Origin of the sequence: Catenuloplanes japonicus (assembly GCF_000717135.1) — a bacterium.
Classification (GTDB): domain Bacteria; phylum Actinomycetota; class Actinomycetes; order Mycobacteriales; family Micromonosporaceae; genus Catenuloplanes; species Catenuloplanes japonicus.
In genome coordinates this window covers 137,380-158,145 of record NZ_JNXY01000005.1, presented here as the reverse complement: position 1 = coordinate 158,145, position 20,766 = coordinate 137,380, and the positions used below count along the sequence as shown (strand labels likewise).

General features: G+C 73.4%; 19 protein-coding genes and 1 pseudogene. 13 read left to right on the top strand and 7 right to left on the bottom strand.

Annotated elements, in window-relative coordinates; all coding sequences use genetic code 11:
* Positions 1-181 precede the first annotated feature (181 nt).
* Positions 182-3,487: an SseB family protein gene (locus OP04_RS09785; protein ID WP_033339413.1), complete on the top strand. Its 3,306-nt coding sequence runs from the start codon at positions 182-184 to the stop codon at positions 3,485-3,487.
* A complete protein-coding gene (locus tag OP04_RS09780; RefSeq protein ID WP_033339412.1) occupies positions 3,484-3,849 on the top strand; it encodes a hypothetical protein in 366 nt (121 codons plus the stop codon). Before OP04_RS09785 ends, OP04_RS09780 begins: the two co-directional genes overlap by 4 nt.
* A gap of 3 nt (positions 3,850-3,852) precedes the next feature.
* Here the strand turns inward: OP04_RS09780 and OP04_RS09775 are convergent, their stop codons facing one another.
* Positions 3,853-4,761: an alpha/beta fold hydrolase gene (locus OP04_RS09775; protein ID WP_033339226.1), complete on the bottom strand. Its 909-nt coding sequence runs from the start codon at positions 4,759-4,761 to the stop codon at positions 3,853-3,855.
* A 179-nt stretch (positions 4,762-4,940) separates the two neighbouring features.
* On the bottom strand, positions 4,941-6,902 hold the full coding sequence (gene acs, locus OP04_RS09770) for an acetate--CoA ligase (protein ID WP_033339225.1): 1,962 nt from the start codon (positions 6,900-6,902) through the stop codon (positions 4,941-4,943).
* A 248-nt stretch (positions 6,903-7,150) separates the two neighbouring features.
* Between acs and OP04_RS09765 the strand changes: the two genes are divergently transcribed.
* A complete protein-coding gene (locus tag OP04_RS09765) occupies positions 7,151-7,870 on the top strand; it encodes a Fic family protein (protein WP_033339224.1) in 720 nt (239 codons plus the stop codon).
* Positions 7,871-8,007: 137 nt separating this feature from the next.
* Here the strand turns inward: OP04_RS09765 and OP04_RS09760 are convergent, their stop codons facing one another.
* From OP04_RS09760 to OP04_RS09750, 3 genes are all read right to left on the bottom strand, one after another.
* Positions 8,008-8,493 carry a hypothetical protein gene (locus tag OP04_RS09760; protein ID WP_033339223.1) on the bottom strand — a complete coding sequence of 162 codons (486 nt, stop codon included), beginning with the start codon at positions 8,491-8,493 and terminating at the stop codon, positions 8,008-8,010.
* A gap of 326 nt (positions 8,494-8,819) precedes the next feature.
* Positions 8,820-9,620, bottom strand: a complete 801-nt coding sequence (locus OP04_RS09755) for an HAD family hydrolase (RefSeq protein ID WP_033339222.1) — start codon at positions 9,618-9,620, stop codon at positions 8,820-8,822.
* A 294-nt stretch (positions 9,621-9,914) separates the two neighbouring features.
* A complete protein-coding gene (locus tag OP04_RS09750; RefSeq protein WP_232323527.1) occupies positions 9,915-10,427 on the bottom strand; it encodes an STAS domain-containing protein in 513 nt (170 codons plus the stop codon).
* 82 nt (positions 10,428-10,509) lie between these two features.
* On the opposite strand from OP04_RS09750, the gene OP04_RS09745 reads away from it, so the two are divergent.
* The 8 genes and pseudogenes from OP04_RS09745 to OP04_RS53150 form a co-directional block, all read left to right on the top strand.
* Positions 10,510-11,517, top strand: a complete 1,008-nt coding sequence (locus OP04_RS09745) for a P-loop NTPase (protein ID WP_033339221.1) — start codon at positions 10,510-10,512, stop codon at positions 11,515-11,517.
* Positions 11,514-12,746 (top strand): TadA family conjugal transfer-associated ATPase, encoded by a 1,233-nt coding sequence (locus OP04_RS09740; RefSeq protein ID WP_051797370.1) that lies wholly within the window; start codon positions 11,514-11,516, stop codon positions 12,744-12,746. The genes OP04_RS09745 and OP04_RS09740 overlap by 4 nt, the downstream gene beginning before the upstream one ends.
* Positions 12,743-13,324 (top strand): type II secretion system F family protein, encoded by a 582-nt coding sequence (locus tag OP04_RS09735; protein WP_085066341.1) that lies wholly within the window; start codon positions 12,743-12,745, stop codon positions 13,322-13,324. Before OP04_RS09740 ends, OP04_RS09735 begins: the two co-directional genes overlap by 4 nt.
* Entirely contained in the window at positions 13,321-13,524 is a 204-nt protein-coding gene (locus OP04_RS09730) for a hypothetical protein (protein WP_033339220.1), read from the top strand. The genes OP04_RS09735 and OP04_RS09730 overlap by 4 nt, the downstream gene beginning before the upstream one ends.
* 365 nt (positions 13,525-13,889) lie before the next feature.
* Complete coding sequence (locus OP04_RS09725) at positions 13,890-14,564, top strand: type II secretion system F family protein (RefSeq protein ID WP_408606739.1); 675 nt, start codon at positions 13,890-13,892, stop codon at positions 14,562-14,564.
* A gap of 43 nt (positions 14,565-14,607) precedes the next feature.
* Entirely contained in the window at positions 14,608-14,799 is a 192-nt protein-coding gene (locus OP04_RS09720; RefSeq protein WP_033339407.1) for a DUF4244 domain-containing protein, read from the top strand.
* Complete coding sequence (locus OP04_RS55500) at positions 14,796-15,716, top strand: TadE family type IV pilus minor pilin (protein ID WP_232323526.1); 921 nt, start codon at positions 14,796-14,798, stop codon at positions 15,714-15,716. Before OP04_RS09720 ends, OP04_RS55500 begins: the two co-directional genes overlap by 4 nt.
* Positions 15,713-16,342, top strand: a pseudogene (locus OP04_RS53150) (Rv3654c family TadE-like protein); the annotation flags it as partial. The gene OP04_RS55500 and the pseudogene OP04_RS53150, both read left to right, overlap by 4 nt.
* A 441-nt stretch (positions 16,343-16,783) precedes the next feature.
* Here the strand turns inward: OP04_RS53150 and OP04_RS09705 are convergent.
* The gene (locus OP04_RS09705) at positions 16,784-17,002 is read right to left on the bottom strand and encodes a hypothetical protein (RefSeq protein ID WP_033339218.1); all 219 of its coding nucleotides are present in this window, start codon (positions 17,000-17,002) and stop codon (positions 16,784-16,786) included.
* 150 nt (positions 17,003-17,152) lie between these two features.
* Complete coding sequence (locus OP04_RS09700) at positions 17,153-19,792, bottom strand: DEAD/DEAH box helicase (protein WP_456297619.1); 2,640 nt, start codon at positions 19,790-19,792, stop codon at positions 17,153-17,155.
* Between the two features lie 107 nt (positions 19,793-19,899).
* Here OP04_RS09700 and OP04_RS09695 point away from each other — a divergent pair, with 107 nt between their 5' ends.
* Together OP04_RS09695 and OP04_RS09690 are read left to right on the top strand one after the other, a co-directional pair.
* Positions 19,900-20,271, top strand: a complete 372-nt coding sequence (locus OP04_RS09695) for an STAS domain-containing protein (protein WP_033339217.1) — start codon at positions 19,900-19,902, stop codon at positions 20,269-20,271.
* Entirely contained in the window at positions 20,268-20,708 is a 441-nt protein-coding gene (locus OP04_RS09690) for an ATP-binding protein (RefSeq protein ID WP_033339216.1), read from the top strand. The genes OP04_RS09695 and OP04_RS09690 overlap by 4 nt, the downstream gene beginning before the upstream one ends.
* Positions 20,709-20,766 lie beyond the last annotated feature (58 nt).

Below are 20,766 nucleotides of genomic sequence, written 5' to 3'. Positions count from 1 at the left end.
CCACAGCACGGTGACTGCGGCGAGGCCTGCTCGGCGACGCATCCCGCCTCCTTCGCTGCGGCGAATGGTATCCGGGAGAACCTGACTCTGTGACCCTGTCCGGCCGCGCGTTGTGATCTTGGATCTACCTTGTAGGTTGTACGCGAATGCGTCTGGCCTGATGGGTTGAAGGGAGGTGGCCGTGACGGATTGGGAGCCGGCCACCGAGGCCGAAGAGGCCATGCGGGAGGCCCTCCGTAAGGAGGACCAGGAGGCCTATTTCCAGGTCCTCGCGCGTACGGAACTGCTGCTGCCCGTCTCCGGTGACACCCCGGCTGCCGGCGGGCCGCTGAGCTGGGGCACCTGGACCACGGGCGGGCGCACCCACGTGCTGGCGTTCACCTCGGCCGCGTCACTGCAGGCCTGCCTCGCCCAGCACGCCGGATCGACCCGCCACGTGCCGTACTCGGAGCTCGCCTCCGGCTGGCCCAACCCCGACTGGTGGCTCGCGGTCAACCCCGGCCTGCCGATCGAGGGATACCTGCCGGCCTGGTTCGTGTCGCAGCTCGCGCGCGGGGACGTGCGCCTGCCCGGACGGACCATGGGCGCCCGCGCCCGCCTGATCAAGGCCGACAACGCGAACCGCGCCCGCGCCACCGCGTCCGTGCCCGGCATGACGCCGCCGAGCGAGGACGAGGTCGCGGCCGCGATCGCCGCGCCCGGCATCGCGCAGTCGCCCGGCACGCTCGACGGCGCCGGGCTGGTCACCAGCAACGAGCCGTCCGCGGGCATCCCTTCCGCGGACGCCGGTCCCCGCCGATGGGCGGCCTCGCCCGGCGGCCCGGCGTCCAACGGGGACTTCCCGGGTGCGCCGTCGTTCCCGTCGCGGCCCGCAGCGTCGGATCTGCCGGCGCGGCCACGTGAGACGGTGCCGTCCAACGGCGACACCACCCCGCCGCGGTACGGCGAGGCGTTCCCGGCCGCGCCACCACGGTACGGCGCGAACGTCGCGGAGACGTCGTCGTCCGCGACCGAGAACGGGCTGCCACGACGGCCCGTGACCGAGCCGGCGGCGGACACCCGGCCGCCCGGCTTCAGCCCGCTGCCCCCGTTCGGCGCGAACGCGCCGGCGGCGGATCTGCCGCCGTTCGGTTCCAGCGCGCCGGCGGCGGATCTGCCGCCGTTCGGTTCCAGCGCACCGGCCTCCGGCCTGCCGCGGTTCGGTTCCAGCGCGCCGGCGACCGATCTGCCGCCGTTCGGCTCCAATGCCCCGGCCGTGGACCTGCCGAAGTTCGGCTCCAGTGCGCCTGCGGCGGACCTGCCGAAGTTCGGCTCCAACGCGCCTGTGGCGGATCTGCCGAAGTTCGGGTCGAGTGCGCCGGCGGCCGATGCGCTGCCGAAGCGGCCTCCGGGTGGCGAGTCGCTGCCGAAGCGGCCCGGTGGTGCCGGTGAGGCGTCGCCGCGGGCGGACTTCAGCCCCAACCGCCCCGATTTCGGTTCGCCCGCGCCGTTCCGGCCCGCGTCGGACCCGCTGGCCGCACGGCCCGCGACCGAGGCGTCGCCGCAGCGTCCGGACGCCAACGGCTTCTCGTCGAGCGGCCTTCCGCCCCGCCCGGAGAACGAGGCTCCTGCGGGCAACAGCTTCATGCCGCGTCCGGACAGCAGCGGGTTCCCGCAGCGTGCGGCGAGCGGCGGTCTGCCACCGCGTCCGGAGGGCGATGTTCCGGCGGGCAACGGGTTCATGCCGCGCCCGGACTCCAGCGGTTTCTCGCCGAAGGCGCCCGAGTCCGCGGCGGAGACGCTGCCGAAGCGGCCTCCGGGTGGCGAGTCGATGCCCAAGCGGCCCTCGGCGGCGGACGCGTTCCAGTCGCGTCCGGCCGCGGATGCGCTGCCTGCCAAGCCCGCCGCCGACGCGTTCCCGGCCCGGCCCGGCACCGACGCGTTCCCGTCGAGGCCCGCGTCCGAGACCGTGCCGTCGCGGTCGGCCGCCGACGCGTTCACCCCGCGTCCGGCCGATCCGCTGCCGCCACGTCCCGGACCGGACCCGCTCACCCGCCCCGGCGCGGAGTCCCTGACCCCGCTGGGCCGCCCCGGTGCAAACCCGCTGCCGGCCCGTCCGGCCTCGGCCGGCACCGCCGCACCGACCTCTCCGGCCGCCCCCACGTCCCCGGCCGCGCCCGCAGGCGCCGACGAGGGCCCCGCGGTCGGTCCCGGTGGCCTGCCGCGACGGCAGGCCAGTGCCACGCCGACCGTCTACGGCGGCGCCGTGCCGGTCGACTCGGCCAACGACTACCTGCGCGGGGCCGGCTACCAGCCGGAGCCCGAGCCCGCGGCCCCGGAGCGCGGGCCGCACGTCTGGGCCGCGCCCGGCGAGGCGCCCGCCTACGGCGCCGGTTCGCCGTCGTACACCACGCGGCAGCCGGACGCCGGGTCGTACGCGCCGGATCCGGATCGTCCGTTCTCGCCCGCGCCGACGCCCGCCTACCGGCCGGAGTCGCAGACCGTGACCCCGCCGGAGCTGGCCGGGTTCGTCGCGGCGAACGAGGTCGAGGAGGACCTGCTCTCCGCCGCGGGTGACGGCAGCACCGACTCGTTCCTGTCCACGCTGCTGCTGGCACGCGTGCTGCTGCCGCTCAAGCCGGGCAGCGGTGGCGCCGGCTCGCGCCCCGGTGACCCGGACTTCGCGTGGCGCACCGACATGATCGACGACGAGCGGTACGTGGTGGTCTTCACGTCCCCGGAGCGTCTCGGCGAGCACCTGGTCGGCGGCGACGCGGTCGAGACCGTCGGGGTGAAGTTCGCGCAGCTGATCCGCCACTGGCCGGACCCGGGCCTGTCGTTCGCGGTCAACCCGGGCAGCCCGGTCGGCGCGACGCTGCCGGGCAGCCAGATCGTGGCGCTGGCCAGCTGGGCCAAGGAGGTCGGCCTCGGCGAGGACGGCGAGCCGGAGGAGCCGCAGGTCACGGCCGCGCCGGTGCGGGTGGCGGAGACGCCCGCGCCCGCGACCCGCCCGCCGGACCCGAACGCGCCCACGGTCATGCAGAAGACGGTCGGGCCGGAGCAGGTCGACTACTTCCTGAGCCGCGGGTACGACCGGGTCTCCGGCTTCGTGCACCGGGCGAACGAGGTCGAGCACCTCAGCACGCCGGGTCAGCTGCTGACCGCGTTGGGCCTGATCTACCAGGGCTCGGTGTACCAGCCCGACGCCGAGACCGTGTACGTGCTGCGCTGGCCGGCGTACCGCCCGTCGCTGTACCGGATTCCCTACGGCGGCCAGAACGACGGCGCCATGCGTGCGATGGAGGGCTGGGTGATCGAGCGCCCGCCGTTCCGCGGCAACGGGTTCGCGCCCGGCGACAACTCCGACGTGATCGCCGAGTTCAAGGTGGACAGCGTCCGGCTGCCGCACGGCTCCGAGCTGTGGCGGATGGACCGTTCCGGTCGGCAGACGCTGCTGGCGCTGCTGGACACGGACGCGATGACCTGGCGGAAGGTCGGCGAGAACTGATGCGTGACGGTTACGTGGTCCGCTACCAGGGCCGCGAGTACGAGGCCAGCCCGGACGGCGACAACGTGCGCATCTACCAGCCGCAGTCCGGCGACGGCTTCAGTGAGGTGCGTCCCGGCCGGTTCGTGCGCGTGCTGCACACCGGTGACGTGGACGACCTGACGTACGTGCGGACGACCTGCACCTGGCAGGGCGAGCCGTTCATCGTGCTCGGTGAGGCCGACGGCTGGCTGCGGGTGGAGTACACCGGGGGTAAGGCCCCGACCGCGAAGGCGCTCGGCCTGGAGGAGTTCGACTTCGGCGTCTACCAGGGCTGGGCCCCGCTCTCCGCCGTCACCGACCTCCGCGAGAACAGGGTCTGACCGCTACTTGGCCCAGCGCAGGATCTCCGAGGTGACGAGCCCCGGGGCCTCCCGGTGCGGGAAGTGGCCGATGCCGACCAGCGGCAGCCACTCGTAGGAGGACCGGACGTACCGGCTGGAGCCCTGGGCGGTGCGGGGCAGGATCGCCGAGTCCTGGGTGCCGTGCATCTGCAGCGTCGGCGTGATCAGCGGCCGCTGCATGAGCTTCACGAACCGGTAGCCGTGCAGCCGCATCACGGACCGGAACGCCCAGCGGTAGCCCTCCATCGCGCAGAACGCGGCCTGCGGGATGGTGATCGCCTCCCGGCACTTCGCCTCGTAGTCGGCGAACCCGGGGCTGTTCACCCACTCCCGGCCGCCCCAGCGGCGCAGCATGTTGCCGACCTCGGCGCCGTTGTCCCGGGCGAGCGTGTGCTCGTAGCGCGGGAGCTGGTACTTCAGCGTGTGGGTGGTGGCCGCGATCTGGCCGCGCGGGTCGGTGAACAGCGCGTTGCGCAGCCGCAGCGGGTGGGCCGCGCCCATCACGATCAGCCGGCTGACCATCTGCGGGTGGAACGCGGCCGTGGTCCAGCCGATCATGCCGCCGGCGCCCGCGCCGACCACGATCGCGGACCGCTCGCCGAGCGCGCGGATCAGGCCGGCGACGTCGGCCGCGAGCGTGTAGCCGTCGTAGCCGCGCGGGGGCTTGTCGCTGGCCCCGTACCCCCGGAGGTCCATCGCGACCGCGCGGTAGCCGGCGTCGGCGACCTGGGGGAGGATCTCGTTCCACGCCCACCAGAACTCGGGAAATCCGTGCAGGAACAGCACCAGCGGGCCCGTTCCCGCCTCCACGACGTGAAACCTGCTGCCGTTGGCGCCGACGAACCGGTGTGTCCACGGCCCTTCGATCAGCACGCTGGCGTCGTCAGTCATGGGCTAAGAGTAGGGCTGCTACACGAATTCGCATCCGGGGTGCCCAGTAGGGAAATTCCGAGAGACATTCGGGGGTACGGATGAGAGGCGCTCCTCCATCCGTACTCTCTGCAATTCAGCCAGAACCCGGACGACGGACGGACGCTGCCAAAACCGGGCAGCGGCCGTCCGTCTCTTTGTTAATCGTCCGACTTGCTGTCCTTCATGCCGTTCGCGATCAGGTCCATCACGGTCGAGTCCTGGAGCGTGGTGACGTCGCCGAGCGAGCGGTGTTCCGCCACGTCACGCAGCAGCCGGCGCATGATCTTGCCGGAGCGGGTCTTCGGCAGCTCCGCGACCAGCATGATCTGGCGCGGCTTGGCGATCGGCCCGAGCGTCTTCGCCACGTGGTTGCGCAGCTCCTGGATGAGCGCCTCGCCCGCGTCACCTGCGGTGTCGACGTTGCCGCGCGGGATGGTGAACGCGACGATCGCCTGCCCGGTGGTCGGGTCGGTGGCGCCGACGACCGCGGCCTCGGCCACCGACGGGTGCGAGACCAGGGCGGACTCGACCTCGGTGGTGGAGATGTTGTGGCCGGAGACGAGCATGACGTCGTCGACGCGGCCGAGCAGCCAGATGTGCCCGTCGTCGTCCTTCTTGGCGCCGTCACCCGCGAAGTACATGCCGTCGAACCGGGACCAGTACGTCTCCACGAACCGGTTGTCGTCGCCCCAGATCGTGCGCAGCATCGACGGCCACGGCTCACGCAGCACCAGGTAACCGCCGCCGCCGTCCGGCACGGACTTGCCCTGGTCGTCGACCACGTCCGCGACGATGCCGGGCAGCGGCGTCATGGCGGAGCCGGGCTTGGCCGCGGTCACGCCCGGCAACGGGGAGATCATGATGGCGCCGGTCTCGGTCTGCCACCAGGTGTCCACCACCGGCGTGTTGTTGTGGCCGATCGTCTCCCGGTACCACATCCAGGCCTCGGGGTTGATCGGTTCGCCGACGCTGCCCAGGATGCGCAGCGAGGACAGGTCGAAGCCGGCCGGGATGTCCGCGCCCCACTTCATCATCGTGCGGATCAGCGTGGGCGCGGTGTAGAGGATGCTGACCTTGTACCGGTCGACGATCTCCCAGAACCGGGACTTGCTCGGCGTGTCCGGCGTCCCCTCGTACATCACCTGGGTCGCGCCGTTGGCCAGCGGGCCGTACACGATGTAGGAGTGGCCGGTCACCCAGCCGATGTCCGCCGTGCACCAGTAGACGTCCGTCTCCGGCTTCAGGTCGAAGACCGCATGGTGCGTGTACGCGGCCTGCGTCAGGTATCCGCCGCTGGTGTGCAGGATGCCCTTCGGCTTCGCCGTGGTGCCGGACGTGTAGAGGATGAACAGCGGGTGCTCCGCGTCGAACGCCTGCGCCTCGTGCTCGGTGGAGGCCTGCTCCACCGTCTCGTGCCACCAGAGATCCTTCTCGCCCCAGGCGACGTCCTGCCCGGTGCGGCGCACGACCAGCACGTGCTCGACGCTGGGCGTGCTCTGCAGCGCCTCGTCCACGATCGACTTGAGCCCGGACGGCTTGCCGCGCCGGTACCCGCCGTCCGCGGTGATGACGACCTTGGCGGTGGCGTCGTTGATCCGGTTGCTCAGCGAGTCGGCGGAGAAGCCACCGAAGACGACGCTGTGCGTGGCGCCGAGACGCGCGCAGGCCAGCATCGCGACCGCGGCCTCCGGGATCATCGGCAGGTAGATCGCGACCCGGTCGCCGGCGACCACGCCGAGCCCGGTCAGGTAGTTCGCCGCCTGCGAGACGGACTTCAGCAGGTCGTCGTAGGTGATGGTGCGCGTGTCCCCGGGCTCGCCCTCCCAGTGGATCGCGACCTTGCCGCCGTTCCCGGCGGCCACGTGCCGGTCCAGACAGTTCCACGCCACGTTCAGCTCGCCGCCGACGAACCACTTCGCGAACGGCGGGTTGGACCAGTCGAGCACCTGGTCCCACGGCTTCGTCCACTCGAGGCGGCGGGCCTGCGTCTCCCAGAACGCGAGCCGGTCGTCGGCCGCCTCCTGGTAGGCCGCGTCGGTCACGTTGGCCGCCGCGGCGATCGCGGCCGGCGGCGGGAACGTCCGGGTCTCCTTGAGAAGATTCGCCAAGGTCTCACTCATCGATGAACTCCTCGTCAGACGTCCGTGTGATCCAGGTCTCGCCCCGAGACTATCGTCGGACCTGGTGAGCGGCGAGGCGTGGTCACCGTACGCGCCGAATGGCGCACGGTGAGCGCCCACTGGTTGATCTTTGCATCGCGCTGTTCCGCCGTGAAGGGACTGTTACGAGTCGATTTCCCCTAAGTCTTCCCTAACCGCCCGCGACCAGGACGGTAGCGTTGCCTCCCGTGGATCCCCTCGCACCCCTGATGGAGCTGGCCGGCGTCGCCGCGGGCATCGCCACCGCACGTGATCACGCGGACGCCGCGATGCGGCACCGGGCGCTGCGCCGCAAGGGCGGCCAGGTCGCCGCGGAGGTCGGACTGCGTGCCGCGGTCGCCAGCGCCGCCCTGGAGGGCGCACACCACGATCTCGAGGTGGTACGCCAGGGCGCCGTCACCGACCCGGTCATGCAGGGCGCGCTGCGCGTGGTGGGTGCGCTGGACGGCCTGGCCCCGCGCTGGCAGACCGCGCCCCGCCAGGTCCTGGCCCGGCTGCACGTGCTCGCCGCGAGCGGCCTGGTCGCCGACGACGCGCTCGGCCGCCCGGTCGCCGACCCGGTGGTCGCCACGCGGCTGGACACGCTGATGGGCCTGGTCGCGGGCGGCACCCGGGTCCCGCCGCTGCTGCTGGCCGCCATCGTGCACGGCGAACTGCTCAACCTGCGTCCGTTCGAGGGCCCGTCCGGCGTGGTGGCCCGCGCCGCCGCCCGCCTGACGCTGCTCTCCACCGGCTTCGACCCACGCGGCCTGATCGCGGTCGAGGTCGGCCACCTGTCCCGCGAGCCCGAGTACGTCGGCTCCGCCTCCGCCTTCGCCACCGGCACCCCGGACGGCCTGCGCTCCTGGCTGCGGCACTACACCGCCGCGGTCGAGGCCGGCGCCGCCGAGATCGCCCCCATCGGTGACGCGCTCCTGGCCGCCGCCTGAGCGAGGGCTCGCTTCTGCGGCCGGCTCGACCGCAACAACGCCGGTCGGGCGCCTCGCCGCCCGCTCTGCTTGCCTGGGGGCGAGCCCCAGACCCCACGATCAGGATCTTCCCGCTGCCGGACCACGCCGGAAGCGCTTTATGCGCTCTGGGTGGCGGCCTGGAGGATGTGGCGTTCGCGAAGGTCGTGGAAGACCTGGCGGAACAGGCCGGGGCGGGAGTGGAAGTCGACGCCCTGCGCCCACAGCTCGGTCTTGATCTCGGTGCCGTCGTGGCGGTCGATCAGCACGGTCAGACCGCTCGGGATGCGGAACGCGCCGACCCGGTACGTCACGTCCTGCATGCGGAACCGGTCGATCGCGGCCCAGCGGACCGTGCGGGTCCAGAACAGGCCGCGGACCTGGACGCCGAGGTCGCTGACGTAGACGCCCATCCGCGCGATGCGGAACGCGCCGACCGCCCAGGCCACGGCCAGGATGATCGAGAAGATGACGGTGGCCCGCGTGTCGAAGCCGAAGAGCCGGTCGCTGGTCCAGCCGAGGCCGGTGATGCTCGCGGCCTCCCAGGCGATCACGAGCCACCGGCCGCCGCCCGGTGGGTACGGACGGGTCCAGTGTGTCTTCATTTGCGCAAGTATGCCTCGGGTGTTGACGTGCCGCCTGGGCCGTTGTGCCGGTGCCGAATCGGTCAAATGGGTGACTCCGGTACGTGGACGGCGCCTCGATCACGAGGCGCCGTCACCACGTCCGGTCCGGGTTATCAAGCGTGTCCGTATGTCGTCTGCACCGGTCCCGGAGGAGCCGATGCCACGTGCCTATGCGGCAGGCCGCGCGTGGGTGCCCGGTGGCCGTGAGCGGTAATCCCGCTCCCTTTTTCTACGCCGTCGTGAGCTTGATCGCCAGGCTCTTGGCGGATCGTGTTACGGGAGTGCCTGGATTTCGTTTCTCCAGCTCAGGCCGTTGCGGCGCGGGCCTTGCGCAAACGTCCGTACCAGGCGATGCCGATGGCGACGCCGAGCCCGACGCTGATCGCCGCGGCCGTGATCGGGACCGCCGGCTGGGTGCGCAGGCGCCGGCCGATCGCGATCGGGTGGCGGAACTCCAGGATCGGCCAGCCGTGCTCGACCGCGGTCCGCCGTAGCGTGCGGGACGGGTTGACCGCGCTCGGGTGGCCGACGCACTCCAGGAGCGGCAGGTCACTGCTGGAATCCGAGTAGGCATAACACTCGGACAGGTTGTAACCGCGCTCCGCGACCAGCCGGTTCACGCCCTCGACCTTGGCCGGGCCGGCGGCGTAGAACTCCACCTGGCCGCTGTAGCGCCCGTCGACGATCTCCATCCGGGTGGCGATCACGTCGGTGACGCCGAGCAGCTCGCCGATCGGGCGGACCATCTCCTCGCCGGACGCGGAGACCAGCACCACGTCCCGCCCGGCGGCCTGGTGTTCGGCGATCAAGGCGGTGGCCTCGGCATACACGTACGGATGGATGAGCTCGTGCAGGGTCTCGGTGACGATCTGACTGACCTGCTCGACGGACCAGCCCTTGCACAGCTGCGCCAGGTAGTCGCGGGTGCGGGCCATGGTCTGCTCGTCCGTGCCGCCGAGGCGGAACATGAGCTGGGCATACGCCGACTTCACGACGTCCCGCCTCGTGATCAGCCCATCGCGATAGAACGGACGACCGAACGCCAAGGCGCTTGACTTGGCGATGACCGTCTTGTCGAGATCGAAAAACGCGGCGCTTCGGCCCACGGCAGCAGAGTTTAACGTGAGCCCGCCAACGCGCCGGAGCGGTGCCGCAGTTTCTTCGGATTCGGCGGTGATCCCGGGCATGACGCGGCGTGTCGTGAGTCATAAAGCGTTCGCCACTCGACGTGCACGGTTGACTTCAGGCATCCTTAGGATTGCGACGCCGATTCATGTCCTCTCCAGGTGTCGCCCGAAGGCCCTCGGCGGTTGCACCCCCCGTGACTGCCGAGTGGGTTCGGCTCGACCCCCCCGGAGTCGGACCCCCGGACGGCCCCCGTCACCCCCCGACGGGGGTCGTCACCTTTCCGGGGTCCTCTGTGGCTCGGTCGGCTCCTCCTCCGCCGGCACGCCGAACAGGTCGCTCAGGCCGGTGATGGTGAGGACGCGGCGGAACGCCGGGGTGGGCGACGTGACCGTGAAGGCGCAGCTCGCATCCGCCGCCGCGCGGTAGCCCGCGATCAGCGCGCCGAGCCCGGTCGAGTCGATGAACGTCGCCGCCGAGAGATTGACCTCGATCAGTGCGGGTGCGTGCCGGGCCAGCACGTCCCAGATCTCGCCGGCCATCTCGTCGGAATTGGTGTAATCGATCTCGCCCTCGATCGTGACGACGACAACGGGTCCGTGCGCGGCCGAATCCGGGGACAGCTCGCTCGTGATCTCCATGGGCACCACTCCAACGCCGTACTGGCGACCAACATACCCAACATCATTCACATTCGCGCGGCGGGTGTTTTGGCTGGTGCCCCGGTTGTGCCATATCAGATCGACAGGCGGCGCCGCGCTTTGTCCACAGGCGTGAAAGTCATCCACAGGCCAACCCCGTCCACGGGTACGCCCCGCGAGTCTTCCTCCGATGTCTTCCGGCACTTCCCCGGACTTCGGAGGGACTCTGATGGCCCGCACCGGTTCCCGGCCGCTCGTCGTCACCGCCGACGCGGCGCTCCTCGACGATCTGCTGCGCCTCGCCGCCACGGCCGGCACCGAGCTCGAGGTCGCCACCGACCCGGCCGCGGCCCGCCCGCACTACGAGCGCGCACCCGTGGTCCTGGTCGGCCCCGATCAGACCGCGCCGCTGGTCCGCGCCCGCCTCCGCCGCCGCGCGGTCGTGCTCGTCGGGCACACCGGCGCGGCCGATCCGCCACCGGGCCTGATCGCGCGGCTCGGCATCGCGCACATCGCCACGCTCCCGGCCGCGGAGGACTGGCTCGTCGCACAGCTCGGCACGCCGCCGCCCGCACCACCGGGGCGGGTGATCGCGCTGCTCGGCGGCAGGGGCGGTGCCGGCGTCAGCACGTTCGCGGTCACGCTCGCCGTCACCGCGGCCCACACCGGCCGGCGCGTCCTGCTCCTCGACGCCGACCCGCTCGGCGGGCGGCTGGACCTGATGGTCGGGGTGAAACAGTTCGCCCGGCCGGGACCGGGCGCGCTGACCATGCTCAACCTGGACACGATCGAGGCCGATGGGGTTCCCGGGCAGGCGGTCGCCGGCACGCTCGACACCGGCCGGGGCCGGCACGACCTGATCGTGGTCGACGTGGCCCGGCACCTCGACCGGGCCGGCCAGGCCGTGCTGCAGGCGGCCGACCAGGCCTACCTCGTCGTCCCCGCGGAGCTGCGCGCGTCCCTCTCGGCGGGCAGGGTCGCCGCGCTCGCCCGCCCGCACAGCCGTCACCTCGCGATGATCGTCCGGGACGCGTCCGCCGACACGCTCCCGGTGGACGACGTCGCCCGCACCGTGCGCCTCACCGTCGCGGGGACGTATCGGAGCGACCCAGCGCTCCGCACGATCCTGGCCCGCGGCGAGGTGCCGTCCGCCGGCGGGCCCGGCCCGCTGGTGGACCTCTGCCGCCGCCTCCTCACGGCTTCCCCGGGCCGTGACACGGGGGAGGCGGCGGCATGAGGGCCTCACTCTCCGCCCGGGTGCGGGACCGGTTCACGGTGGACGGCGCGGATGCGACCGAGGCCGCCGTGGTCGCCGCCGTCCGCACCGACCCCGGCGCCGCCGACCTCGGCGGGCGTGCGGTGCTGCGCCTCGCCGAGCGGGTCCGCGGCGACCTGGTCGGTGCCGGACCGCTGACCCCGCTGCTGTCCGACGAGACGGTCACCGACATCCTCGTCAACTCCACCGAGGTGTGGGTGGACCGCGGCAACGGCCTGGTCCGCGCACCGGTGCGCATGGGCGGGCCGGATGATGTGCGCCGTCTCGCCCAGCGCCTCGCCGCCGGCTGCGGACGCCGCCTCGACGACGGGCAGCCGTTCGTCGACGCCCGGCTCCCGGACGGCACGCGCGTGCACGCGGTGCTGCCGCCGGTCGCGACCACGGGGCCGTACCTGTCGTTGCGCACGTTCCGGCAGCGCCCCTACCGCCTCGCAGACCTCGTGCTCGCGGGCACCGTTCCCGGGCCGGTCGCGGAGATCCTCCTCGCCGTGGTCTCCGCCCGGCTCGCCTACCTCGTGGTCGGCGGCACCGGCTCCGGCAAGACCACCATGCTGAACACGCTGCTCGGCCTGGTGCCGCCGACCGAGCGCATCGTGATCGTCGAGGACGCCGCCGAGCTGCGCCCCCGGCATCCGCACGTCGTGACGCTGCAGGCCCGCGTCTCCAACGTCGAGGGCGTCGGCGCGGTCGACCTGCGCACGCTGGTCCGGCAGGCCCTGCGGATGCGGCCCGACCGGCTGATCGTCGGCGAGTGCCGTGGCGCGGAGGTCGTCGACCTGCTGGCCGCGCTCAACACCGGCCACGACGGCGGCGCGGGCACGCTCCACGCGAACAATCCGGCCGACGTGCCGGCCCGGCTGGAGGCGCTCGGCATCGTCGGCGGCCTGCCCCGCGCCGCACTGCACGCGCAGGTCGCGGCCGCACTGCAGGTCGTGGTGCATCTGCGGCGCACCACACGCGGCCGTGTCCTCGACTCGATCTCGCTGCTCGCGCCGGAGGGCCCCGAGCGGCTGCTGACCACGCGGACCGTGTGGCAGCGCGGGCACGGTCCCGGCCCGGCCGCGGCCGAGCTGGCCCGGCTGCTCACCGACCGGCACGTGCCGGTGCCGCACCTGCTGTGCGCGCCGGTCGCGTCGCCGGTCGTCCCCCTGCGACGACGCCCGCACGCGCGCGGCGGAGACGCGTCATGAGGGCGCGCGTGCTGGTCGGGAGCGTCACGGCGGTCTCCGCGCTGGGCGGGCTGCTGGTGGCCGGGCCGGTCGGCATGCTGGCGGCGGTCTACTGCCGGCTCGCCGCGCGCGGAGTGCTGCGCGGGGCCGCCACCCGTGCCGAGACGCGGGCCCGCACCCAGACGCTGGACGCGCTCTGCACGCTCGCGGCCGACCTGCGCGCCGGGCTTCCGCACACCGACCCGCCCGTGCTGCCGGACCCGCGCATCGGGCGGCTCACCACGGCGGCGTGGCGGCTCGCGGAGCGTACCGGCGCGCCCCTGGCCGATCTGGTCGAACGCATCGAGTCCGACGCCCGCGCGCTCGCCCGGGGCCAGGCCGCCGCGGCCGCCGAGGCCGCGGGCGCGCGTGCCACCGCCTGGCTCCTCGCCGGGCTGCCCGCGGGCGGCCTGATCCTCGGCCTGTTCATGGGCGTCGACCCGCTGCACGTCCTGCTCCACACCCCGGTCGGCGCGGCCTGCGCGACCGGCGCGGTGCTCCTCCAGTCCGCCGGCCTCGCCTGGGCCAACCGTCTCGCCACGCCGGGAGCCACCCCATGACCATCACACTTCCGTCTCCGAGCACCTGTGTCCTTCTGCCGGCCCGCGGTGTCCCCGGCTGCGACACCGCCTTTCCCGAGTGGCTGCCGCCGCGGTGGCGCCGGTGCAGCCCGTCCGCGTTCTTCCCGCCGGTCTGGCACGGGTGCGGCGTCTTCCGGCCCGGCCTGACGGCCCCGCGGGCTGCGACGGTGACCGCGTGAGCGGCGTCGTGACCCGGCTCGCCGCGCTGGCGGGCACGGCGCCCCTGACCGGCACCCGGATACCGGCTCTACTGCGAACTTTCCGTGCCCCGCGCGGCGTCGGCACACCCGACGCCGCCGAGTACGCCGGCGGCCAGGGTGTCTCCTTGGCGGCCCCGCGCGGGGCCGCGGGCCGGACGAATGATCGTCCAGCGCCCGCTCCTCGGGCCGTGGCGGCAATGCCGGGCGGTGGACGTGGCGGTCCGCTGCCCCGGCCGCGGGTCACCGGCACCGCCGGCGGCGAGATCCCTGGCCAGGGACCACCGGATGCCCGCGATCACCCGCAGCTCAGACAGCGGTCCGCCGATCCGGCTGGTCGCGCCCGCCTGCGGCTCGGGCGGCGTTCCCCCGACGCGGTCAACGGCGGCGCGACGCGCTCCGGAAGGCCGGATGGCCGTGACCGCCCGAGGCTCGGACTGCTGATCGCGGGCGCGGCGGGCGGCGGGGTGGCGGTGGCGCTGCTGGTCGGCGGATGGGCCGGCTACGGGCTCGGCGCCGCTGCGGCGGTGGTGGCGTTCCTCGTGCTGCGCAGGCTCGAGCCGGCCGCGACCCGGACGCTGCGGCTACGGGCCGTCGCCGACCTGCCGCTGGCCGCGGACCTGCTCGCCGCCACGCTCCGCGCGGGCGCGCCCGTCGATCGGGCCGCCGCCGCGGTCGCGGAGGCGCTCGGCGGGCCGCTCGCCGTCCACCTCGGACGCGTGGCCCGGTCGCTGCGGCTCGGCGCGCCGCCGGACGAGGCGTGGAGCTACCTGACCCCCGTGCCCGGCACCGAACGCCTGGTGGCGGCCGCGATCCGGTCCAGCGCGAGCGGGGCGGCACTGGCCGGCGCGCTGACCAGGCTCGCCGACGACCTCCGGGCCGACCGCGCCATCGCCGCCCAGGTGGCCGCCCACCGCGCCGGCGTGCTCGTGGTGCTGCCGCTCGGCCTGTGCTTCCTGCCCGCATTCGTCCTCGCCGGCCTCGTGCCGGTGATCATCGCCGTCCTCAGCGACCTGCTGTGACCACCCCTTCTTCGGGAAGAGAGGAAACCCCATGCTCAGATCGATGCTCGGCCGTCTCGGCGCCCTGTTCCGCCCGCTCACCCGCCGTCTGCACGGCGATGCCGGGATGAACACGGCCGAGTACGCGGTCGGCACGCTCGCGGCCGTCGCCTTCGCCGCGATCCTGCTCAAGGTGCTGACCAGCCCGAACATTCAGAAGGCCCTGACCGAGGTGATCGAGAAGGCGCTCAAATGATCAGCCTGGGCTATCGGGGCCGCCACCACCGCACCGGCTTTTTCAGGCGCACGCTCGGCATCGTTGCCGCGCGTCTTCACTCCGCCGGGCGTTGCCGCCCGGCCGTGGCGCTTCGGTCTGTCGCCGGGGTTCTCGCGGGCTTTCCGCTGGTTGGGAGCTTCCGGCCGGTCGCGATGCGGGCTGAGCCGGTCCGCTCTGTGCAGCCGGCCCGCCCTGTGCAGCCGGTCGTTCCGGGCGCGGGCGGCGTGATGCCGCCGGTGGCGTGCGGCCGATGGGGTCTCGTCCCGTTCGTCATGACGCGGGATCCGGCAGGTGCGGTGTTGCCCGGCGGCGGCACGGATTCACGGTCTGCAGACGGCAATCGTGTCGACGACAGGGAGTTCGGCCGGGCGTCTGATCAGGCAGATGCCGCGATGTCCGGCGGCGGTGCGGCCTCGCGGGCCGCTGGCGACGGTGTGGCCCAGATGGCTGCCGGAGGTGGTGCGATCCAGAGGGCTGCCGGAGGCGGTGCGATGTCGTGGGCCGGGATTCCGTGGGCCGCCGGTGGCGGTGGGAACTCGCGGGCCGCCGGCGGTGATCGAGGTGCGTTCACCGTGGAGTTCGCGGCCGCGCTTCCGGCGTTGATGCTGCTGCTCACGGTAGGGCTCACGGCGGTGTCGGCCGCGTCGGACCGGGGCCGGTGCTACGACGCCGCCCGGGACGCGGCGCTGGCCGCCGCGCGCGGTGAGTCGGGCGTGGAGGTCGGGGAGGCTGCGGCCCCGCCAGGCGCCACGGTCACGCTGCTGGTCGAGGACGACCTGGTCAGGGCCGTGGTGTCGGTTCCGATCCGGACGTTCGGGCGGAGCATCCCCGACCTCCGCGCCATCGGCGAGGCGGTCGCCGCCATCGAGCCCGGCGTCACGGTGCTAACCGAATGACGGCCGATCTCGCCTCTGCCGACGCCGGGGTGGTGCGTGCGTCAGCACCGACGCACGCACCACCCCGGTGGAGACCAGGCGTCGCCGGGCTTGCGGTCCACGACCTGCTTCTGCGTTTGCGCGCGGGGCCGGTCGCGAGAGGCGCGGGCGCGAGGCTGGGGGCCAGGCGGTCACGCGTGGGGTCGGATCTGAGGCGCTTACGCGCGGCGCTGGACCTGCGTGCGGGATCGGACGGGAGGCGTCTGCGTGCAGGGCCGGACGGGAGGCGTCTGCGTGCAGGGCCGGACAAGGGGCGCTCGCGTGTGGGGCCGGACCGGGGTGGGGCATCACTCTGGGTGCTGGCCGCGGGGCTGTTGCTGGTCCTCGCCGGGCTGGCCGGTGCGGCGGTGATCGGCGCCGGGACCGTGCACCGGAAGGTGCGGATCGCGGCGGATCTCGGCGCGCTGGCGGGTGCGCCGCTCGTTCCGCGCGGCGAGTCGGTGGCCTGTCAGCAGGCCACACGCGTGATCGCGGCGAACGGCGCCCGCCCGGTGTACTGCGCGACGGACGGCCTCACCCTGACCGTGGGTGCCGAGCTGGACGTCGAGCCGTGGCCCGGCCTGCACGCGACCACCCACGCGGAGGCCCGCGCAGGGCCGGTCACGGTGCCTGCCGGCACGGTGCCTGCCGCCCGAACGATCACCGCCGCGGCACAGCACGGAGCAGGCGCTGGTCTGGCCGAGACCGGACCGTCCATCGATCCGGCCGAATCGGCCGACGCTCCAGCACGATGCTGCCGCACACGGCGGTCAGACCGCAGGCGGCGGACCGCACGAGGCGCCGCACGGCTCGGGCCAGGCCGCACGTTTCGGGCCAGTTCATACGCCGCGGGTCAGGCAGCGCGCCGTGGGCCGGGCCGCACACCCTGGCGGCCGCACGCCGAGGCGCCGGGCCAGATACGCGGGCCGGGCCAGATACGCGGGCCGGACCACATACGCCGGCTGGGCCACATGCGCGGCCGGGCCACATGCGCGGCCGGGCCACATGCGCGGCCGGGCCACATGCGCGGCCGGGCCGCACGCTGCGGGTCAGGCCGCGTGGGAGTTGGGGGAGGGAGCGGGGATGCGGACGTTGATGGCGATCAGGAGCTGGTGGATCTTGTCGAGGCGCTGGTAGATCCAGTCGAGGCGTTCGGCCTGGGCCAGGGCGGCGTAGGCCTGGGCGAGCGCGATCTGCTGGTCGACGGTGAGCGTGTCGGGGTCGATGCTGTAGACGAGCTCGACGGTGTCGGACATGGTGTTCGCCACGGTGATGCTCCCTTGAGGTCGTACGTGCGGCCTGGCGTGGGGAAGCGTGATGTCGAAAGAGGCATGGTAGCGCTCCCATGCATAGATGAGCATCGCGAAGTGCGGCGCGTGGCGGATTCTGCGATTACCCGAAGGATCGGCGGGTCGCGGCTACGGGGAGGGCGGGAGCGCGGCGAGGACCGCGTCCAGGACCTGGACGGCGGCATCCTTGGCCAGCGGATTGTTGCCGTTGCCGCACTTCGGGGACTGGACGCACGCGGGACAGCCGGTCTCGCAGGCGCAGGAGCTGATGGCCTCGCGGGTGGCACGAAGCCATTCGGCGGCGACCGCGTGGGCGCGCTCCGCGAACCCGGCGCCGCCCGGGTGGCCGTCGTAGACGAAGACGGTAGGGAAGCCCGTGTCGGGATGCGCGGCGGTGGAGATGCCGCCGATGTCCCAGCGGTCACAGGTGGCTACCAGGGGAAGGAGGCCGATCGCGGCATGTTCGGCGGCGTGCAGCGCGCCGGGGAAGTCGACGGGCTCGACGCCCGCGGCCTCCAGCGCGTCCGGAGTGATCGTGAACCAGACCGCGACCGTGTGCAGCTCGCGTACCGGCAGATCGAGCGGCCGGGTGTCGATGACCTCGCCGGAGCCGACGCGCCGGCGCTGGTAGGAGACGACCTGGCTGTGCACGTCGACCTCGCCGAGGAAGAGCCCGACCGGGCCGGCGTCGACGTACTCGCGGACGGACGTCACCGCCAGCGACGTGACGTCCCGGGCGTGGGTGGTCCAGTCCGGTTCCTCCGCGCGGACCAGCGCGACCGCGTCGTCGAGGTGCAGCTCCTCGACCACGAAGGAGCTGCCCTGGTGCAGGTAGACGGCGCCGGGGTGGACCATCATGTGCGACGACGCGGGATCGACGGTGCCGAGCAGACGGCCGGTGGCGGACTCGACCACGTTGATCGGCGCGCCTCCGCCGCCGCGCAGGTCAACGTCGGGGCGGGTGCGGTGCGTCCAGAAGAGCCCGGCCGGACGTCGCCGCAGCGAGCCGGCCCGGACCAGCGCCTCGGCCACGGCGACGGCAGGGGTGCCGCCGAAGAGCTCCAGATCCTCCGCGGTCAGCGGCGCCTCGTTGGCGGCGCAGCAGAGCTGGGGGCCGAGCACGTACGGGTTGGCCGGGTCCAGGACCGTGGCCTCCACCGGGCGGCCGAACAGCGCGTCCGGGTGGTGCACCAGGTACGTGTCCAGTGGATCGTCGCGGGCCACCAGGACGGCCAGTGCCTCGCCGCCGGATCTGCCCGCGCGACCGGCCTGCTGCCACAGCGAGGCCCGGGTGCCGGGGTACCCGCAGATGATCACCGCGTCCAGGCCGACCAGGTCGACGCCGAGCTCCAGCGCGTTCGTCGAGGCCATGCCGAGCAGCCGGCCGGTGAGCAGCGCGTGTTCCAGCGCGCGTCGTTCCTCGCGCAGATATCCGGCACGGTAGGCGGCGACGCGCGCGCCCAGGCCGGGCACGGCCTCGTCCAGCGAGCGGCGGGCGATGGACGCGACCACCTCGGCGCCGCGCCGGGACCGGACGAACGCCAGCGTCCGCACGCCGTGGACGACCGCGTCGGTGAGCAGGTCCGCGGTCTCCCGCAGTGCGGACCGCCGCACGGACGGGACGGCGAGCAGATCCTCGTCGTCCGGGTCCGGCTCGGCGAGCGCGGCGCTGAGCCCGGCCGGCAGCAGCGGCGGCTCCCACAGGGCGAACGTGACGCCGCCCCGTGGCGACCCGTCCGTGGCGACCGCGGTCACCGGCAGCCCGGTCAGCCGGGACGCGGCCGCGGCCGGATCTCCCGAGGTCGCGGACGCCAGCAGAAACACCGCCCGGCTGCGTCGCGGGGCCCGCCCTCGCCCGCCCGCCGCTCCCGGCCCCGCACCCACTGCGTTCTGCATCGGAACTATCGCGAGGCCGGCATCCGGTGCTGAGGCAGGCCGCGGCGCCGAGCCGTCCCTTGCGGCGAGTCCGTCGCCATCACGTTCTGCGGTGCTCGGCGCGGGCGCCGCCGCGCGCTCTCGACCGCGGCCGGAGACGCTGCCCTGTGCCGGCACGCCGGAGCGGGAAGCCCGGTCGGCCGCCGCCGCGCCGAACGTCACCGGCGCGTACCGGTCCGCGACGCGGCGGAGGCGGCGCAGCACGTGGGCCACGTGGGAGCCGAACAGCCCCCGGTACACGTGGCACTCGTCGATGATCACGTACGACAGGTTGCGCAGGAAGGAGGACCAGATGCCGTGATTCGGGAGGATGCTGTGGTGGAGCATGTCCGGGTTCGTGAGGATGAAGCGCGAGTTCGCCCGGATCCACTCCCGCTCCTCCTGCGGTGTGTCGCCGTCGTAACACGCCGGGCGTACCCCCGGGGCAAGGTTGCGCACGGCCCGGAGCTGGTCGGCTGCGAGCGCCTTCGTGGGTGCGACGTAGAGCACCGTCGCCTTCGGGTCGGCGGCGAGCGCGGACAGGGCGGGCAGCAGGTACGCCAGGGACTTTCCCGACGCGGTCCCGGTGGCCACCACCACGTGACGGCCGGACCAGGCGAGCGAGGCGGCCTCGGCCTGGTGCCGCCACGGCTGTGTGATGCCGCGCGCGGCCAGCGCGTCCTGCAGGTCCTCGGGCACCCAGGACGGCCAGCGGACCGGGTCTCCGGCGGCGGGCGGCACCCGTTCCACGTGGGTCACGGAGGGCGAGGTGTGAAGGCGCCGCAGCAGCTCGGCCGGGGGGACCGCGGTGTTCGACACGTCCTGCACTCTCGCACTGGTGTGCGGAAAACCCAAACGAGAACGCCGAAGCACGGGGCCGCACGATGCGACCCGGCCCACCCGATGGTTAGATTCGACTGGGCGTAGCCGCAATTTTTGCGCCGATAAGCCGAGGAGGACTGATGGAGCTGCAGTTGGCGACCCGCACCGTCGCCGGGCACACGGTCCTGGAGGTGGGTGGCGAGGTCGACGTCTACACCGCGCCGAGGCTGAGGGAACGGCTGGTCGAGCTGATCGACGGCGGCGTGCGCGGCGTGATCGTGGACCTGGGCGGCGTCGAGTTCCTCGACTCGACCGGGCTCGGCGTGCTGGTCGGGGCGCTGAAGCGTCTGCGCCCGGTCGGCGGCACGTTCGGCCTGGTGTGCGCGAAGGAGCCGTTGCTCAAGATCTTCCGGATCACCGCGCTGGACCAGGTCTTCCCGATCTACCCGTCGGTCGACGCGGCCGTCCAGGCCGCGGGCGGGGCGGGCGCGGACTCCGGCCCGACCGCGTGATGGCGACTGTCCGACTGGCGTTCTCGCCGGCGCCTGTGCACGTGCGCACCGCTCGTCTCGTGGGCGTGGCCGTGGCCCGCCGCGCCGGCGTGGCCGAGGAGTTGCTGGACGAGGTCCGGCTGGCGATCGGCGAGGCCTGCGCCCGCGCGGTCGCGCTGCACCGGCAGTACGGCGTGTTCGCCCCGGTGCAGGTGGAGATGTCCGACGAGAGCTCGTACACCGTCCGGGTGATCGACCGCGCGCCGATCGAGGCCGGTCTGGGCATCCCGTCGATCCCGCCGGACGAGCTGGCCAACGAGTCGCTCTCCGACGACGAACTGACCACCGGTGTCGGATTTGCCCTTTTGGCCGGATTTGTGGATGATCTCCAGGTGCGCCCGGTGGAAGAGGGTGTGGGCACCGAGGTCCGCATGGCCTGGCCGACCCACGCCGCCTGACACCCACAAGATCAAAAGCTTTCCACGGTACGGCCCGGACTCCCGCGCCCGGCTCCGT

What these genes read in the sequence shown, in the direction of transcription:
- OP04_RS09775 (WP_033339226.1), bottom strand. Translation starts at nt 4,761, where the DNA reads ATGACTGACGACGCCAGCGTGCTGATCGAAGGGCCGTGGACACACCGG.
- acs (WP_033339225.1), bottom strand. Translation starts at nt 6,902, where the DNA reads ATGAGTGAGACCTTGGCGAATCTTCTCAAGGAGACCCGGACGTTCCCG.
- OP04_RS09765 (WP_033339224.1), top strand. Translation starts at nt 7,151, where the DNA reads ATGGAGCTGGCCGGCGTCGCCGCGGGCATCGCCACCGCACGTGATCAC.
- OP04_RS09760 (WP_033339223.1), bottom strand. Translation starts at nt 8,493, where the DNA reads ATGAAGACACACTGGACCCGTCCGTACCCACCGGGCGGCGGCCGGTGG.
- OP04_RS09745 (WP_033339221.1), top strand. Translation starts at nt 10,510, where the DNA reads ATGGCCCGCACCGGTTCCCGGCCGCTCGTCGTCACCGCCGACGCGGCG.
- OP04_RS09740 (WP_051797370.1), top strand. Translation starts at nt 11,514, where the DNA reads ATGAGGGCCTCACTCTCCGCCCGGGTGCGGGACCGGTTCACGGTGGAC.
- OP04_RS09735 (WP_085066341.1), top strand. Translation starts at nt 12,743, where the DNA reads ATGAGGGCGCGCGTGCTGGTCGGGAGCGTCACGGCGGTCTCCGCGCTG.
- OP04_RS09730 (WP_033339220.1), top strand. Translation starts at nt 13,321, where the DNA reads ATGACCATCACACTTCCGTCTCCGAGCACCTGTGTCCTTCTGCCGGCC.
- OP04_RS09720 (WP_033339407.1), top strand. Translation starts at nt 14,608, where the DNA reads ATGCTCGGCCGTCTCGGCGCCCTGTTCCGCCCGCTCACCCGCCGTCTG.
- OP04_RS55500 (WP_232323526.1), top strand. Translation starts at nt 14,796, where the DNA reads ATGATCAGCCTGGGCTATCGGGGCCGCCACCACCGCACCGGCTTTTTC.
- OP04_RS09695 (WP_033339217.1), top strand. Translation starts at nt 19,900, where the DNA reads ATGGAGCTGCAGTTGGCGACCCGCACCGTCGCCGGGCACACGGTCCTG.